The organism is Marinobacter sp. NP-4(2019) (assembly GCF_003994855.1).
GTDB lineage: Bacteria > Pseudomonadota > Gammaproteobacteria > Pseudomonadales > Oleiphilaceae > Marinobacter.
Window position 1 is genome coordinate 2,275,515 of the sequence record NZ_CP034142.1, and the last position, 14,870, is coordinate 2,290,384.

12 protein-coding genes are annotated in these 14,870 nt (G+C 56.0%); 9 read left to right on the forward strand and 3 right to left on the reverse strand.

Annotated features, from left to right (window positions below; all coding sequences use genetic code 11):
- Positions 1-78 precede the first annotated feature (78 nt).
- Together recQ and EHN06_RS10390 are read left to right on the forward strand one after the other, a co-directional pair.
- Positions 79-1,935 carry a DNA helicase RecQ gene (gene recQ, locus EHN06_RS10385; protein WP_127334410.1) on the forward strand — a complete coding sequence of 619 codons (1,857 nt, stop codon included), beginning with the start codon at positions 79-81 and terminating at the stop codon, positions 1,933-1,935.
- A gap of 117 nt (positions 1,936-2,052) precedes the next feature.
- Positions 2,053-3,006, forward strand: a complete 954-nt coding sequence (locus tag EHN06_RS10390; RefSeq protein ID WP_127332518.1) for an ABC transporter substrate-binding protein — start codon at positions 2,053-2,055, stop codon at positions 3,004-3,006.
- 16 nt (positions 3,007-3,022) lie between these two features.
- Here the strand turns inward: EHN06_RS10390 and EHN06_RS10395 are convergent, their stop codons facing one another.
- The gene (locus EHN06_RS10395) at positions 3,023-4,909 is read right to left on the reverse strand and encodes a methyl-accepting chemotaxis protein (RefSeq protein ID WP_127332519.1); all 1,887 of its coding nucleotides are present in this window, start codon (positions 4,907-4,909) and stop codon (positions 3,023-3,025) included.
- A 147-nt stretch (positions 4,910-5,056) separates the two neighbouring features.
- Between EHN06_RS10395 and EHN06_RS10400 the strand changes: the two genes are divergently transcribed.
- The 4 genes from EHN06_RS10400 (at position 5,057) to selD (ending at position 10,133) form a co-directional block, all read left to right on the forward strand.
- Positions 5,057-6,577, forward strand: coding sequence for a bifunctional GNAT family N-acetyltransferase/carbon-nitrogen hydrolase family protein (locus tag EHN06_RS10400; protein WP_127332520.1), 1,521 nt, complete (start codon positions 5,057-5,059; stop codon positions 6,575-6,577).
- 170 nt (positions 6,578-6,747) lie between these two features.
- Positions 6,748-7,146 (forward strand): hypothetical protein, encoded by a 399-nt coding sequence (locus tag EHN06_RS10405; RefSeq protein WP_127332521.1) that lies wholly within the window; start codon positions 6,748-6,750, stop codon positions 7,144-7,146.
- A 48-nt stretch (positions 7,147-7,194) separates the two neighbouring features.
- Positions 7,195-7,857 (forward strand): helix-hairpin-helix domain-containing protein, encoded by a 663-nt coding sequence (locus EHN06_RS10410; RefSeq protein WP_127332522.1) that lies wholly within the window; start codon positions 7,195-7,197, stop codon positions 7,855-7,857.
- Positions 7,857-10,133: a selenide, water dikinase SelD gene (gene selD, locus EHN06_RS10415; protein WP_127332523.1), complete on the forward strand. Its 2,277-nt coding sequence runs from the start codon at positions 7,857-7,859 to the stop codon at positions 10,131-10,133. Before EHN06_RS10410 ends, selD begins: the two co-directional genes overlap by 1 nt.
- On the opposite strand, the gene senB is transcribed toward selD, so the two are convergent.
- The gene (gene senB, locus EHN06_RS10420; RefSeq protein ID WP_127332524.1) at positions 10,117-11,100 is read right to left on the reverse strand and encodes a selenoneine biosynthesis selenosugar synthase SenB; all 984 of its coding nucleotides are present in this window, start codon (positions 11,098-11,100) and stop codon (positions 10,117-10,119) included. The two genes, selD and senB, sit on opposite strands and share 17 nt — an antisense overlap.
- A gap of 176 nt (positions 11,101-11,276) precedes the next feature.
- Between senB and EHN06_RS10425 the strand changes: the two genes are divergently transcribed.
- The 3 genes from EHN06_RS10425 to EHN06_RS10435 are packed head-to-tail and all read left to right on the forward strand — an operon-like array spanning position 11,277 to position 14,271.
- Positions 11,277-12,137, forward strand: a complete 861-nt coding sequence (locus tag EHN06_RS10425) for a putative selenate ABC transporter substrate-binding protein (protein ID WP_127332525.1) — start codon at positions 11,277-11,279, stop codon at positions 12,135-12,137.
- Positions 12,137-12,787 carry an ATP-binding cassette domain-containing protein gene (locus EHN06_RS10430; RefSeq protein WP_127332526.1) on the forward strand — a complete coding sequence of 217 codons (651 nt, stop codon included), beginning with the start codon at positions 12,137-12,139 and terminating at the stop codon, positions 12,785-12,787. Before EHN06_RS10425 ends, EHN06_RS10430 begins: the two co-directional genes overlap by 1 nt.
- 17 nt (positions 12,788-12,804) lie before the next feature.
- Positions 12,805-14,271, forward strand: a complete 1,467-nt coding sequence (locus EHN06_RS10435) for a PhnE/PtxC family ABC transporter permease (protein WP_127332527.1) — start codon at positions 12,805-12,807, stop codon at positions 14,269-14,271.
- A gap of 75 nt (positions 14,272-14,346) precedes the next feature.
- Here EHN06_RS10435 and EHN06_RS10440 read toward each other — a convergent pair whose 3' ends face one another.
- Positions 14,347-14,748: a hypothetical protein gene (locus tag EHN06_RS10440; protein WP_228257266.1), complete on the reverse strand. Its 402-nt coding sequence runs from the start codon at positions 14,746-14,748 to the stop codon at positions 14,347-14,349.
- Between the last annotated feature and the right edge of the window lie 122 nt (positions 14,749-14,870).

Consider the following 14,870-nt stretch of genomic DNA (forward strand, 5'->3'; position numbering starts at 1 on the left):
TCTGCCCGCTAATCTGGTATGATTTTGCCCCTCGTACAACCTGACACCGACCATTCCCGCATCCCGGCACCGGCATCCATGGATTTTGATCAACTAAGCACAGAGCGCCCAACCCTCTCCCGGAAAGACCCTGAACAGGTTCTGCATGAGGTCTTTGGTTATGAAACCTTCCGACCACTGCAAGGAGAGATCATCCACGAGGTGGTCAATGGCGGTGATGCCCTGGTATTGATGCCTACCGGGGGCGGTAAATCCCTGTGCTACCAGGTTCCGGCGCTGGTGCGCCCGGGTACGGCAGTGGTGATTTCCCCGTTGATCGCCTTGATGCAGGATCAGGTGGCGGCACTGAATGAACTGGGCGTCCGGGCGGCCTTCCTGAATTCCACCATGGATTTTTCCCAGGCCAGGGATACCGAAAACGCGTTGATGACCGGCGAGCTGGACCTGCTCTATTGTGCCCCGGAACGACTGATACAGCCGCGAACGATCGACCTGCTGCACAACGCGTCGATATCGCTGTTTGCCATCGATGAAGCCCACTGCGTATCCCAGTGGGGGCATGACTTCCGTTCAGATTATCTGGAACTGAGTCTGCTGGCCGAGCAATTCCCCGGCGTTCCTCGCATCGCGCTGACTGCGACTGCGGACGAACGAACCCGCAAGGAGATCGCCGAGCGATTATCTCTGACCAGTGCACGTCATTTCGTTAGTGGCTTTGATCGTCCGAACATCCAGTATAGAATTTCGCCAAAAACAAATGCCAACAAACAGTTACTGGATTTTATTAAAGCAGAACATGATGGCGATTGCGGCATTGTCTATTGCCTGTCCCGCAACAAGGTGGACGCCACCGCACGTATGCTGGCGGACAAAGGCTATACCGCTCTGCCCTACCATGCCGGCTTGAACGCAACGGAACGGGCCCGGAATCAAGAGCGGTTTTTACGGGAAGACGGCGTCATCGTGGTGGCTACCATCGCGTTTGGTATGGGCATCGACAAACCGGACGTTCGGTTCGTCGCCCATCTGGATCTCCCCAAGAGCCTGGAAGCCTACTATCAGGAAACCGGTCGTGCCGGACGTGATGGCAAGCCCTCAACCGCCTGGATGGTCTACGGCCTGCAGGACGTCATCAAGCTCCGGCAGATGCTGGAAGCCTCCATGGGGAACGACCAGTTTAAGCGGGTCGAGCGACAAAAGCTGGACGCCATGCTGGGGCTTTGCGAAGTCACCAGTTGTCGTCGACAGGTTCTGCTGCGGTATTTTGGAGATGTCCTCGAAGAGGCTTGCGGAAACTGCGATACTTGCCTGAATCCGCCGGATACCTGGGATGGTACCGTCGCTGTGCAGAAAGCGTTGTCCTGCGTGTTCAGAACCGGCCAGCGCTACGGCGTTACCTACCTGATCGATGTACTCAGAGGCTCTGAAAACGAGCGTATCCGCCAGTTTGGCCATGACAAGGTCTCCACCTACGGCATTGGTACGGAACTCTCGGCCAACGAATGGAAATCGGTGTTTCGGCAACTGGTCGCCAACGGCTATCTCAGGGCGGACCCCGAAGGCTATGGATCGCTTCAGCTTACGGAACAGTGCCGCCCGCTGCTGAAGGGTAACCAGCCAATCCAGCTACGCAAGGATCCGGCGCCGGTCAAATCCTCCGGGCGAACCAAGTCTGGCAGCACTCGCGCGAAAATCAGCGATCAGATTACCGACCAGGCTGGATGGGACGCGTTAAGGGCCTGCCGCAAGTCGCTGGCGGAACAGCAGGGTGTTCCGCCCTATGTGATATTCCACGACACGACTCTGTTCGATATGCTGGAACGTCGCCCCAAGACGCTTTCAGAACTGGCGGCAGTAAATGGCGTGGGTGCTGCAAAGCTGGAAAAATACGGTGAGATTTTCCTGCAAACCCTTCGGGACCTGGCGCAGGGTTAACGACCTGCAGCCAGCTTTTACAGTATTTTAGGATTAGGTACGCTCTTTCTTCAGGTTATGCTCTAAACTGGACACGAACCTACTTTCCCGCATCACGGAAGCACGGAGAAAGACTGCATGCCAAGAAACTCCCATTGCCCTCCGGCAAGGCACCCCTGCCTATTGTGCTTCGTGTTAGGGATACTTCTCACGATTATTACAGGCACAACCTATTGCCTGGCTGCGGTCCAGAACACCGCCTATCAACCGCCGCCGGCAAGGGAATACACGCTCTGGTACCGCAACTACGATAGCCCGGCCATCCGGGCGCTGCTGGAACTCGCCCTGAATAAAACACCTGAGTACGGCGAGTTCCGGATCATCCGCAGTGAAGAAATGGGCCAGGGGCGGGTGCTTCGGGAGTTAGCTCATGGCAGGACAAAGCTAATTGATATCGCCAATGTCGCCAGCAGCAGCGAGCGGGAATCAGAGCTGCTGGCCATCCCCATCCCGATTGACGGTGGGCTTCTCGGATTCCGGGTCTGCGTGGTGCTTCCCCATTCCCTGCCCTTGTTTGAGGGCGTCCGCACAGTCGATGACCTGAAGGAGCGGGGCATCCGTATCGGGCAGGGTCTTCACTGGCCCGATACCGATATCCTGAAGGTGAATGATATTCCCGTGGTTACTCACACCCGCTATGAAGTCCTGTTTCGAATGCTTCGAAACAATCGGTTTGACTGTTTCGCACGGGGCGTAAGTGAAGTCATGTTCGATCTGGCCATTGAGAACGACCCGGAGTTGGTGATAGAGCCGTCAATCATGTTGGCCTACCCCATGCCCTCCTATTTTTTTACGTCGCCATACGATTATCTGACCGCACACCGGGTCCAACTAGGAATGGAGCGTGCCATCCAGGATGGCAGCTTTGCGAAGTTTCTTACGCAATACTACGGAACGGCGATCGAGAGCCTGGCCCTTGATCGTCGCAATGTCATCGTCCTCAAGAATCCCTTCCTGAGCGAAGAATCACGTATGGTGGGGCGTCAAACCCTGGACAATCTCCAGCGCAGGCTTCAGTTCCTGAGCCGCTAGCGATCCGAACGGAACACTAGACCCGGAACCGGGATACGTTCTGGTTTAACGTATTGCCAATCGACTCAATCTGGCTGCTGTAGACGTCGTTTTCGCTGGCAGCCGTAGCCGCTTCCTGGCCTTGATCTGCAATCCGCGTAATAGAGGAATTGAGCTCTTCCGTCACTGATGTCTGCTCTTCAGAAGCAGTAGCGATTTGCGTTGTCATCTGACTGATTGAGGTGATGGCCCCGGCAATACGGTTCAGCGACTCCATGGCATCCTGCGCTTTTTCCATGCTGACGTTTGAAACGGCCGTCGACGCCTTCATGACATCCACAGCGTTATTGGCGCCCTTCTGCAACCGCTCAATCATGTTATTGATCTCCTCCGTGCTGTCCTGGGTACGGCTGGCCAGATTGCGCACCTCATCCGCGACGACGGCGAATCCACGCCCAGCATCACCGGCGCGCGCCGCCTCAATGGCGGCGTTAAGGGCCAGCAGGTTGGTTTGTTCGGCAATTCCCTGAATGACCTCCAGTACGGAAGTGATATTACTGACGTCTTTACCCAGAGTATCGATCACCTCCGCTGCGGAATTGATCTCCCGGGCCAGTTTCTGCACTGCATCGCGGGAAGCCTCAACCGTTTCCAGTGACGCACGGCTGTCGCTGTCCGCGGTGTTGGCCGCATCGGCCGTTTGCTGGGCATTCTGGGCAATTTCACCGGCAGCTGCTGACATCTCATTGATGGCGGTGGCCACCATGTCGATTTCCGCCTGCTGATTTTCAACACTGGAGCGGCTGGTACTCGCGGTCTGACGAAGGGACGTTACGTTGTCCTTGAGGTCTTCAGTGCCTTTCTGCACATCACGAACCACGTTCTGGATGTTGGCAACAAAGCTGTTAAAGCTGCGGGCCAGGCGCCCAAATTCGTCCTTCGCGCTGTCATCCAGTCTCTGGGTCAGGTCGGCATCGCCGGTGGCAATATCCTCCATCGCACGATTCAGGCGGTGCACTGGTGCCATCAGCACGCGAATCCCAACATGCAGCACAAGCAGTGAAATCACCAACCCCACAAACGCAATGATGATGCCTGTCACCCGGGCGGCCGCCACCGGCTCGTGGATCAGGTCCTGGTTCACGAACGTACCGAGATACCAATCTACGCCCCGGGCATCGCTGATAGCATGAAAGCTGGCACTCCAGTTTTCGTCCTCAACCTGATAATAGTGATCCGCGCCGTCAAGTTTCGGGGACTGGCCAATCAGTTCACCAATATCCTTGCCAATCAACTCTTCATCGGGATGGAACAACACTGTGCCATCGGCGCTGATCAGGGACGCGTACCCCGTACCCGCCAGCGTGACCTCGGACAGGCTTTCTTCAATGGCTTGCAGTGCAATGTCACCACCCGCAACCCCACGGTACGGACCAGATTTGATCGGAGCCAGGGTGGTGATGATCGTATTACCGGTAATCACATCTCTGTAGGGCTCGGTGAACGAGGCGCGGCCCAGGTCCATTGCGATCTGGTACCAGGGGCGGGTCCTGGGATCGAAATCCGCTGGCAGGCTGGCGTTATCCTCCTCGGTTTTCATCAGCATAAAACCGTCTTCACGGCCGACGTATACGTCCTTGAAACCACCACCGGCTGTCGCGGATTGCAACAGCACCCTTGCCTGCCGATCGGTTCGCATTTGCTCCATGGATTTTGCAGCCGCCTCGGTCATCGCCAGCCGGGTGTTGAGCCAATCGGCAATGCCAGACGTACTCTGCGCGACGGCTTCGTCTATGAGGGCATCAACATAGGTGTCGGTGGTCTGCTGCAATCGAAGGTCTCCGGACAGCGTAAACGCCACCATCACCAAAATGAGCAGAACACCAAAAGCAGTAAGCAGTTTTTGACCAAACGTCAGTTGCACGGGGGATCTCCAATAAAAGTTACCCAGTCTTTCGGCCGCAAGTGCGAAGTCTTTAGTGCGTTCTGATAAAATGCCTGCTATTGCTTATCCTATAGCGATCCAAATTCAACCGATCCATTCCATTACTTGTCATGGGAGCCTCTCTGTATGGCCCACGAAGAGCTGCATCTCAATTTACGCAATCTTACCCTGGACGATTACGAACAGCTTCAGCAGCTGATGGATCGAATCTATGACGATATTGGCGGAGCCTGGCCAAAAGAGACCATCAAGGCGCTGGTTGAGCAGTTCCCCGATGGCCAGATATGCATAGAAGACTCCGGGGAGTTGATTGCCGTTGCACTGACTGTTTGTGTGAAATACGAGCGCTTTAGCAACCCGCACACCTACGATGACCTGATTCTCCGCAACGAAAAGATCTGGCATAACCCCAAGGGCGATTCCCTGTACGGGCTGGACGTATTTATTCATCCGGAATATCGGGGCTATCGGCTGGGCCGCCGCCTGTATGAAGCCCGCAAGGAATTGTGCCGATCCATGAACCTGCGTGCCATTCTTGCCGGCGGGCGAATTCCCGGTTATTACAAGTACGCGGACCAGTACTCCCCGGCGGAATACATTCAGCGCGTGGACCGTAAGGAAATCTACGACCCGATTCTTACGTTTCAGCTGTCAAACGATTTCCAGGTCACTCGCCTGATGCACAAGTACCTGCCGGAGGATGAGAAATCCCTCGGCTACGCAACACTGCTGGAATGGCGGAATATTCTATACACTCCGCCCTCGCCCGTGCTCAGCGTGAAAAAGACCCAGGTTCGCCTCGGTGCCGTTCAGTGGCAAATGCGTGAGTTCACGTCGGTGGAGGAAGTCCTCAAGCAGGTGGAGTACTTTGTTGATGCACTGTCCGATTACAAGAGTGACATTGCCCTGTTCCCCGAGTTTTTCAACGCACCCCTGATGGGGCTGACTGACCAGATGGACCAGACCCGCGCCATTCGTTTCCTGGCGGGGTTCACGGAACAGTTCCGTAACGAGATGTCCGAAATGGCGGTGAGTTACAACATCAACATCGTCACCGGCTCAATGCCGTTACTGGAAAACGACCGGGTGTATAACGTATCGTACCTGTGTCATCGCGACGGTCGTGTCGACGAACAGAGAAAGATTCACATCACCCCACACGAACGCCGGGACTGGGTGATTGAAGGGGGCGACAAATTCCAGGTCTTCGATACCGACGCCGGTCGTGTCGCCATCATGATCTGTTACGACATTGAGTTTCCGGAACTCGGGCGCATCGCGGCCAACCAGGATGTCGACATCATCTGTGTGCCCTTCTGGACGGATACCAAGAACGGCTATCTGAGGGTCCGGCATTGTGCCCAGGCGCGGGCTATCGAGAATGAATGCTATGTTGTGATCACCGGCAGCGTCGGCAACCTGCCGAAAGTGGAAAACCTGGACGTCCAGTACGCCCAGTCATCCGTATTCTCACCCTCGGACTTTGCGTTTCCACACGATGCAGTGATGGCAGAAACCACGCCCAACACTGAAATGATCATGTTTTCCGATATGGATCTGGAGAAACTCAAACTGGTGCGTAATGAGGGGTCGGTGACCAATCTTAAGGACCGCCGAATCGACATGTATGATGTAAAAACCCAGTGATTTGGCCTGGATAGACTCGCCAGACTGTTGATGAACTGCCTGAGAGGGCTATCGTATGGCGCTGACGCCGTTGCCAAATCTTCCAAGTGTGACTATTGTTTAATCAACTACTGACTGTATGTTTGGACCGGTTGGCATTCCGGACCCCGGGAAACCTGAGACAATCTTTCATGAACGAAGCACTACCAGATCTCATCGCGCGTTTTCGCATCAAGCACGGCCTGTTTCGCAAGGAAACGGTCGAGGCAGCACTGTTTGAGCTGGATAACTTTGGCTGTGTCATGAAAACAGACAAGGTTTTCAATCCCGGCGATACCGTCACCCTGGACCTGATTATGGATATGCCTTTCGAGAACATTCAGGCGAAAGGCATAGCCTGCCTGGTCACAGAGCGTAGAAAACACTGCAGCAATTTCTTTTATTCCGTTGATTTTATTGAAATAGGTGATTCAGATGCCTCTCCGGTTGCCGACAAACTCCGGCGTATCCGGGATGTGGTCATCAAAAAACAGTCCCTTAAATCACGACGTTCCTCCGGGCCCGGTTCTGGTTTACAGCAAACGGCCTGATCAAGAGCACCACCCTCACTTCGTTCAAACCGCAAGGAGATAGCCTTCATGGCCAAGAAAGCCAAGCCAAGCGTGGATAAAATCGTTAAAAAAGTGAATAAGGAATTCGATAAGACCTCTTCCCAGATAGAAAACCTGATCAATGACGCACTCAAGCAATTCGACAGTCTTCAGAACCAGATCCAGGAACCGGTGCGTAAGCTGCTGAAAGAAGTGGACGAGCTGCGCGATCGGGAAATGAAGCGCTTTAATGAAGAATTTGAGCGTCGCCTGAACGAATTTCATGAACTGCAGAACAGCATCCTGGAGCGGCTGGGCATTGCCAGCAAAGAAGCCAGGAAAGAAATAGAGAAAACCGCGGATTCGGCGTCGGCCAAGGTCAGTGATGCCACCAAACCCAAACCCAAGGCGACCACGAAAAAACCAGCGGCAAAGCCTGCGGCTAAAAAAGCGCCTGCCAAAACGGTGGCCAAACCCAAAACGACCGCTAAAAAGGCCCCCGTCAAGAAGACGGCAAAGCCTGTGAACAAGAACGATTTGACCCGCGTAAAGGGTATCGGCCCGGCCACCGCAAAGAAAATGCAGGAAGCCGGAATTAACTCAATTGAGCAGATCGCCACTCCCTCTGACGCGGATAAGGAAAAGCTGCAAGCCTTCTCAAAAATGAAAGGGTTCGCGACGCTGTCTGACGAAGCCAAGAAAGTTCTCTGATGCGAACGCCTGAGCAGCCTGTATTACGGGATATTGTCCTGATTGGCGGCGGGCACAGCCACGTAGGGGTTCTTAAGCGATTCGCCATGAATCCCGTTCCGGGTGTCCGGTTAACACTGATCTGCCGCGACACCCATACCCCCTACTCCGGTATGCTTCCGGGGTACGTGGCTGGGCATTATTCCTACGATGAGGTGCACATCGATCTGAGTCGACTGGCCGAGTACGCCGGCGCGCGATTCTATCGCGATGAAGCAGTGGGCCTCGACCGTGACCGGAAGCGGGTCATCTGCAAAACCCGTCCGGATGTGCCTTACGACCTCCTGTCCATCAACATCGGTTCTTCTCCGCGTGTCGAAGAAGTCTCGGGGGCGGCTGACCATGCCGTGCCCGTCAAGCCAATCAACGGTTTCAACAGCCGGTGGCTGGCACTGCTGTCACGTCTTGAGAACCACCAGGGGCCAATGACCGTCGCCGTAGTCGGTGCCGGTGCCGGTGGTGTGGAACTGACCCTCGCCATGCAGTTCCGCTTGCGGAAGGAACTGCAGCAGCGGGGCCTTGACCCGGACCAGTTGCATTTTCATCTGTTTGACGCCGCCACGGAGATCCTGCCAACCCATAACGCCAAGGTGCGTGCGGTGTTTACCGAGAAGCTCAGCAGCCGTGGTGTGAAGGTACATCTGGCCTCCCCGGTTTCCCGTGTGGAAGCCGGTAGGCTTGAAACCGAAAATGGCGAAACATTCGACGTTGACGAAGTATTGTGGGTCACCCGCGCCGGTGGTCCTGCCTGGCTGAAGGACACCGGCCTGGCGCTCGACGACGGCGGGTTTATCCGGGTTCGGGACACACTACAGACCGAAACGGACGATGCCATTTTTGCCGCTGGTGATATCGCCAACGTCGTCAACCATCCCCGGGAAAAGGCCGGGGTGTTCGCAGTCCGTCAAGGCCCTCCCCTGGCCGATAACCTCAAACGCCTTGCCACCGGTAAATCTCCCAAGGATTTTCACCCCCAGAAGAAATGGCTGGCGCTGATCAGTACCGGTGACCAGTATGCCGTGGCTTCCCGGGGTGATCTTTCCTTTGCGGGCTCCTGGGTGTGGCGCTGGAAAGACTGGATTGATCGCCGTTTCATGGACAAGTTCAGCGACCTGCCACCGATGGAAGACACCGGAAAATTACCGGATACCGCCGCCGCACAGAGTGCCGAGGAAGCATCCCAGGCCATTTCCGCTGTGGCCATGCGATGTGGCGGTTGTGGTGCCAAGGTCGGCAGTACCGTTCTGTCGCGGGCACTCGGTGAGCTGAAACCGATCGAACGGGATGACATCATTATCGGCCTGCACGCGCCGGACGACGCCGCCGTACTCCGGGTACCGCCCGGTAAAGCCATTGTTCATACCGTCGATTTCTTCCGAGCGTTCATTGATGACCCCTACATCTTTGGTCAGGTAGCCGCCAACCACAGCCTGGGTGATGTATTTGCCATGGGTGCCGAAGCCCAGAGCGCCACCGCAGTGGCAACCGTGCCCTATGGTATTGAGTCCAAGGTGGAAGACGTGGTGTTCCAGATGATGTCTGGTGCTGTTGAGGTGTTGAACGATGCCGGCTGCGCTCTGGTGGGTGGTCATACTGGTGAGGGCCGGGAACTGGCCCTGGGGTTTGCCGTCAATGGCCTGATTAATCCGGAAGACGTCATGAGCAAGGGCGGGCTCAAAGCCGGCGATGCGCTGATCCTCACCAAGCCGATTGGCACCGGCACCCTGTTTGCCGCCCATGCGCGGCTGGCGGCAAAAGGCCGCTGGATTGATTCGGCGCTGGCTTCAATGATCCAGTCAAATAAGAATGCAGCCCAGTGCTTGCGGAAGTACGGCTCCAAAGCCTGCACGGATGTGACCGGGTTTGGGCTGTTGGGGCACCTGGTGGAAATGACTCGACCATCGGGCGTGGACGCCGAGTTGGACCTGTCAGCCATCCCGATCCTGCCTGGCGCCGAAGAGACGGCCGCAGCCGGCATCCTGAGCTCGCTTCAGCCTGCCAACATTCGGCTTCGCCGGGGTATTCAGGATCAGGAGAAATGGGTCAAACACCCCCGTTACCCCCTGATCTTTGACCCACAGACGGCTGGCGGACTGCTGGCCAGCGTGCCCGCGGATGTTGCTGATGATTGCGTGCGGGAACTCAAAGCCATGGGCTACCCCCACACGGCGATTATCGGTCGGGTCAAGCCGCAGGACGAAAGCGGCCCCATCGAACCGATCAGCCTGCGGGACTGAGCCTCTTCCTGCTGTTGGCGATGGCGGCGTCTATCGCCAACAGCAAGGCCTTTTGTTCCGCTTCCGGAACAAACTCACCAGCCAGCCTGGTCACCTGTTGCTGCAGTTGCGCCAGGTAATCCGGCGAGGTCTCCGCACGCTCCAGCAGCTGGGCAAGATGCTGTTCATCCTTGACCCGGAAATAACCAGCATAGTCATTTCCCAGAAGCCCGCGGTTCCCCGGAATATCCGAGGCGAGAATGGGAAGGCCCGCGCGGCAGGCCTCCGAAACGACATTGGCGCCGCCCTCCATCACTGAACTGATCACCATGACCCTTGAGCGGGCCATGAGTGCATCAGTTGCAGGTTTATCCAGTTCACCCAGCCATTGAAAACGAGGGTTTCTGGCCTGCTCGGTTTCTGCCTGACGCTGCCAGTGTTCGGAGTGGGGTTTCCCGGCGTTGTAGACCCGTATCCGCGAATTTTCCGGCAAATAGTGGCAGGCAAGCGCCGCCCGTAGCGAGTCTTTTTCATCTCGTAAGTGGCCAATCACACAAACATTGAAATACTGATCATCGGTTCGGGATGGAATGATTAACCTGGCTGACTGCAACACCGTCATCAGTTTGGGGTGGTAAGCCTCCGGAATGTCATCGGCAACCCGGTGATGCAGGCCGATCAGGACATCCGCCAACGCCATGGAGTTAAGGGTATCTTCAGAGTACTCAAACTGATGATGGTAAATATCCGTTCCGGTCAGCACGGTAATCACCGGAACTTGCGGATTTATCCGGCGAAATTCCCGGATGGCCTCATGGCTGCGCCAGGCGTGAAGGGCAATGAATACGTCACAGTCTTCCGACGATAATCCGGTAATAACCGACACCCTGTGACCTGCATTTCTCAGCAACGTTGCCCAACGTTCCGCCGTGGCACGATTACCTGCCCGCGACCCCGGTGGTGCGGGCGTCAGAATCTGGATATGCATTGTTCGGTTGTCCGCTTTTACTGATTCTTATTGGTGTACCAGAGCCACCAGGGTGATGACCTGTTTTTGCAGGTCAATCGTATAGATGTTCATGCTGGACGTAAATCAAGGTATCCTAACCTTCGTATGTATAACACCATGAATAACTCCCTGTTAACCAAGGAAACCCCTTCGCCATGAGCTTTATACGGAAATTGACGCTTGCCTGCGCGCTGATTCTTACCTCTGTTGCCGTTTCTGCCCAGACCTTCGTCTTCACTGCAATCCCTGATGAGGATGAAACCAAGCTGATGGAGCGATTCCAGGGTATTGCCGATTACCTGCAGGAGGAGCTGGGTGTCGAGGTGCGGTACATTCCCGTGAAATCCTACGCGGCGGCCGTTTCTGCCTTCCGTAACAATCAGGTACAGCTGGCCTGGTTTGGCGGACTGTCCGGTGTGCAGGCCCGCTCTCTCGTTCCCGGTTCCCAAGCCCTGGCCCAGGGTGTTGAGGATGTAAACTTCTATACCTATTTTATCGCGCACAAGAGCGCGGGGTTGGAGCAATCCGATACTCTGCCGGAGGGCATACGCGGTAAAACCTTTACCTTCGGTTCCAAAGGTTCGACTTCTGGCCGCGTAATGCCGGAACACTATATTCGCCAGACCTTTGGTGAAGCTCCGGAAGAGGTATTCTCCAGAGTAGGCTTTAGCGGTAACCACACAAGGACCCTGCGTCTGGTGGAAGCAGGTACCTACGAGGTGGGCGCCCTCAACTATGCCGTTTGGGAAAAAGAACTGGAAAACGGTAATGTGAACACCGACGAGGCGGGCGTCATCTGGAAAACGCCTGCTTATCCAGACTATCAGTGGACCATCCGTGGTGACGTGGACCAGCGTTATGGTGATGGCTTTACTGATAAGATCCGCCAGGCTCTGCTGGACATGGACGATCCGGAATTGCTCGAAAGCTTCCCACGGTCAGGTTTCATCCCGACAGAGAATGAAAACTACGAGCCTATTCGTTCAGTAGCCGAGCAGATTGGAATTCTGGATTAATGTCAGGATTTGAACTGTCCGGATTAACGGCGTCTTTTGGTGGTGAGCGGGTGATCGGCCCGCTCAGCCTGGATATAAGAGACGGCGAACGTGTGGCCCTGGTTGGCAAGAGCGGTGCAGGCAAGTCCACCCTGATCAAGCTGATCCATGACCGGGTCGACGGGCACGCTTCCCTGGTCCCCCAGGATCTGGGATTGGTAAATGCATTACCGGTGTTCCACAACGTGTTTATGGGACAGCTTGATACACACTCGGTCTGGTACAACACCCTCACCCTTGTTCGCCCTTTCCGTAAGGACAAAGAAGCTGTCAAGAGCCTGCTACGGGAACTGGGTATGGTCGAAAAGTTCTGGACCCCGGCTGCCTCGCTCTCCGGTGGTCAGCGGCAGCGGGTGGCGGTCGCCCGTGCAATCTACCGTAGTGCCAACCTGTTGCTTGCCGACGAACCTGTTTCAGCGTTGGATGGTCCCATGGCCCATCTCGTGATGAAGGCGCTGAGCCAACGATTTGCGACCAGCATAATCGCCCTGCATGATGTAGAGATGGCACTGGCTTACGCCACCCGTATCGTCGGCATCCAGGACGGTCAAATTGCCCTGGATGAATCCAGCCACCGGTTATCCGCGGCTGATATTCTGCCGCTTTACTAAAGGGCGATTGCAACTTTATGCATCTCTCTCCCACCCTGAGAATCAGCCTGCTTTTTCTGGCGATTGCGATCGCCGCGCTGTTCTTTGCGGACATCGCCATCACTACTGCCAACCCCTGGCAGGACCTTGGGCGCTTTTTCCTGGGTGTAGCCACACCGGATTTCTTCAGTTCCGAAGGTCTGGCGACCGCGCTACTGAGGACGGTAGCGTTTGCTTTCGTGGGCGTGGCACTGGGTAGTGCCTGCGGATTTCTTCTTGCCCTGATCTATCGTTTTTCTCCGGTGCGGATATTCTGCGCGTTCATCCGGGCTATTCATGAACTGTTCTGGGCGCTGATCTTTCTGCAGTTTTTTGGTTTCCACCCGCTGACAGGCGTATTGGCCATCGCCATTCCCTACGCGGGTATCTTTGCCAAGGTCTACTCGGAAATTCTGGAAGAGGCTGATTCCGGCCCGGCCCGTCTTCTGCCCCCGGGCACCGGCACCATTTCCACATTTCTGTACACCCGCATACCGGACTGCTGGGTGCAGCTTCGGACCTATACGGCGTACCGGCTGGAATGTGGCCTTCGGTCCAGTGCGATCCTCGGGTTCGTTGGGCTGCCAACCCTCGGGTTCTATCTGGAAACGTCCTTCTCTCAGGGCCTTTATTCCGAGGCTGGCGCAATGCTGATCCTGTTTTATGTATTGATCGCCACCATTCCCCTTTGGGTAAAACCGAAACTGCTGCCGGTGTATATCCTTGGCGCGCCGTTTTTCCTTGGGGATGGCATGCCCATCATCTGGGGCAACGTGGAAAGGTTCTTCACCCAGGATATCATCCCCGCGCCGCTTCGGGATGGCGAGGGGCTTGCTGGTCTGGGCCCCTGGTTCAGTGACCTGATGCTCTCGGAAGCGCTGCCGGGAATCGGGAATACCCTGTTGCTGACCCAGATCGCCCTGGTCGCCACCGGGATCCTGACCTTACTGGCGTTCCCGTTGATCTCGAACCACTTCGGTGGGCCGGTCAGGCGTACATCCGGGCACGTGTTCCTGGTCATCGCGCGTTCTACGCCGGAGTACATCCTTGCCTACATCCTGCTCCAGCTCTGGGGGCCATCCATGCTGCCAGCCGTGGTCGCCCTGGCCCTGCACAACGGTGGCATTATCGGCCACCTGATCGGACGGCAGACCAACACCATACAGCTTCGCCCTGATGCCCCGAAGGGGTACCGTCGATACAGCTGGGAATTGGTGCCGAGGGTCTACCGCTCCTTCCTGGCTTTCCTGTTCTACCGTTGGGAAATCATCATGCGGGAAACCGCCATACTGGGGATATTGGGTATCTACACCCTGGGGTTCTACGTGGACAGTGCTATCCAGCAAATCCGCTTCGACCGCGCGATGGTGCTGATCCTGATCACGGCACTGCTGAATATCGGTATCGACATCCTGGGTCGTTACATTCGCCGCAAGCTGGCACTGCAGACCATGCCGACCTGCTGACGGTCAGGTCTTTTTAGGAGGCTGCGGATCGCTCCAGTTCCCATTGGGTACCAGGATCGACCTGCTGTCATGGCCTCAGGCGCCGCGCCCTTCGGCTTCAAAGACCAATTTAAGCGGCAGCGGGTCCAGGTCGCTATTGCTTTGCTGAAAGTCTATGCGCCACAGCATCTCGGGATCGGTAGTACAGAAAGGTGCAACGAATGTCGCCTGCCATATATGGATACCCGCATCCGTTTCCGCACGCTTCAGGGGTACAGGGTATTCTCCGAGGTACATGGATTCCCCTTTCAATACCACCAGAAACCGATCCGGATTGTAACTGGTGTGGATGCGCAGCAGGTATTCCTGCCCCTGCTCTCCTACCTTGCCCTGCTCCAGCTCTGCCACCCACGGCTTGCCATTCATCTTCCATTGACAGGGGCCCGCGTTCAGGTCACAGACCGGTGCCTCCATGGATGCGTCGGAGTTACCGGACATCAGCCAGCCAGGTCCGAAAACGGCCACAGCTACAAACCCTATAATTAATACAATAACCGTCGCCGCTCGTAACAATTCCTTTCCCCCAAGGCAAAAGTGGCATTATGGTCATTCACAGCAGG

Excerpts from the sequence above, each read along its gene's own strand:
- selD (WP_127332523.1), top strand. The coding sequence starts at position 7,857 with ATGCGAACGCCTGAGCAGCCTGTATTACGGGATATTGTCCTGATTGGC.
- recQ (WP_127334410.1), top strand. The coding sequence starts at position 79 with ATGGATTTTGATCAACTAAGCACAGAGCGCCCAACCCTCTCCCGGAAA.
- EHN06_RS10390 (WP_127332518.1), top strand. The coding sequence starts at position 2,053 with ATGCCAAGAAACTCCCATTGCCCTCCGGCAAGGCACCCCTGCCTATTG.
- EHN06_RS10440 (WP_228257266.1), bottom strand. The coding sequence starts at position 14,748 with ATGTCCGGTAACTCCGACGCATCCATGGAGGCACCGGTCTGTGACCTG.
- EHN06_RS10405 (WP_127332521.1), top strand. The coding sequence starts at position 6,748 with ATGAACGAAGCACTACCAGATCTCATCGCGCGTTTTCGCATCAAGCAC.
- EHN06_RS10400 (WP_127332520.1), top strand. The coding sequence starts at position 5,057 with ATGGCCCACGAAGAGCTGCATCTCAATTTACGCAATCTTACCCTGGAC.
- EHN06_RS10430 (WP_127332526.1), top strand. The coding sequence starts at position 12,137 with ATGTCAGGATTTGAACTGTCCGGATTAACGGCGTCTTTTGGTGGTGAG.
- EHN06_RS10425 (WP_127332525.1), top strand. The coding sequence starts at position 11,277 with ATGAGCTTTATACGGAAATTGACGCTTGCCTGCGCGCTGATTCTTACC.
- EHN06_RS10435 (WP_127332527.1), top strand. The coding sequence starts at position 12,805 with ATGCATCTCTCTCCCACCCTGAGAATCAGCCTGCTTTTTCTGGCGATT.
- EHN06_RS10410 (WP_127332522.1), top strand. The coding sequence starts at position 7,195 with ATGGCCAAGAAAGCCAAGCCAAGCGTGGATAAAATCGTTAAAAAAGTG.
- senB (WP_127332524.1), bottom strand. The coding sequence starts at position 11,100 with ATGCATATCCAGATTCTGACGCCCGCACCACCGGGGTCGCGGGCAGGT.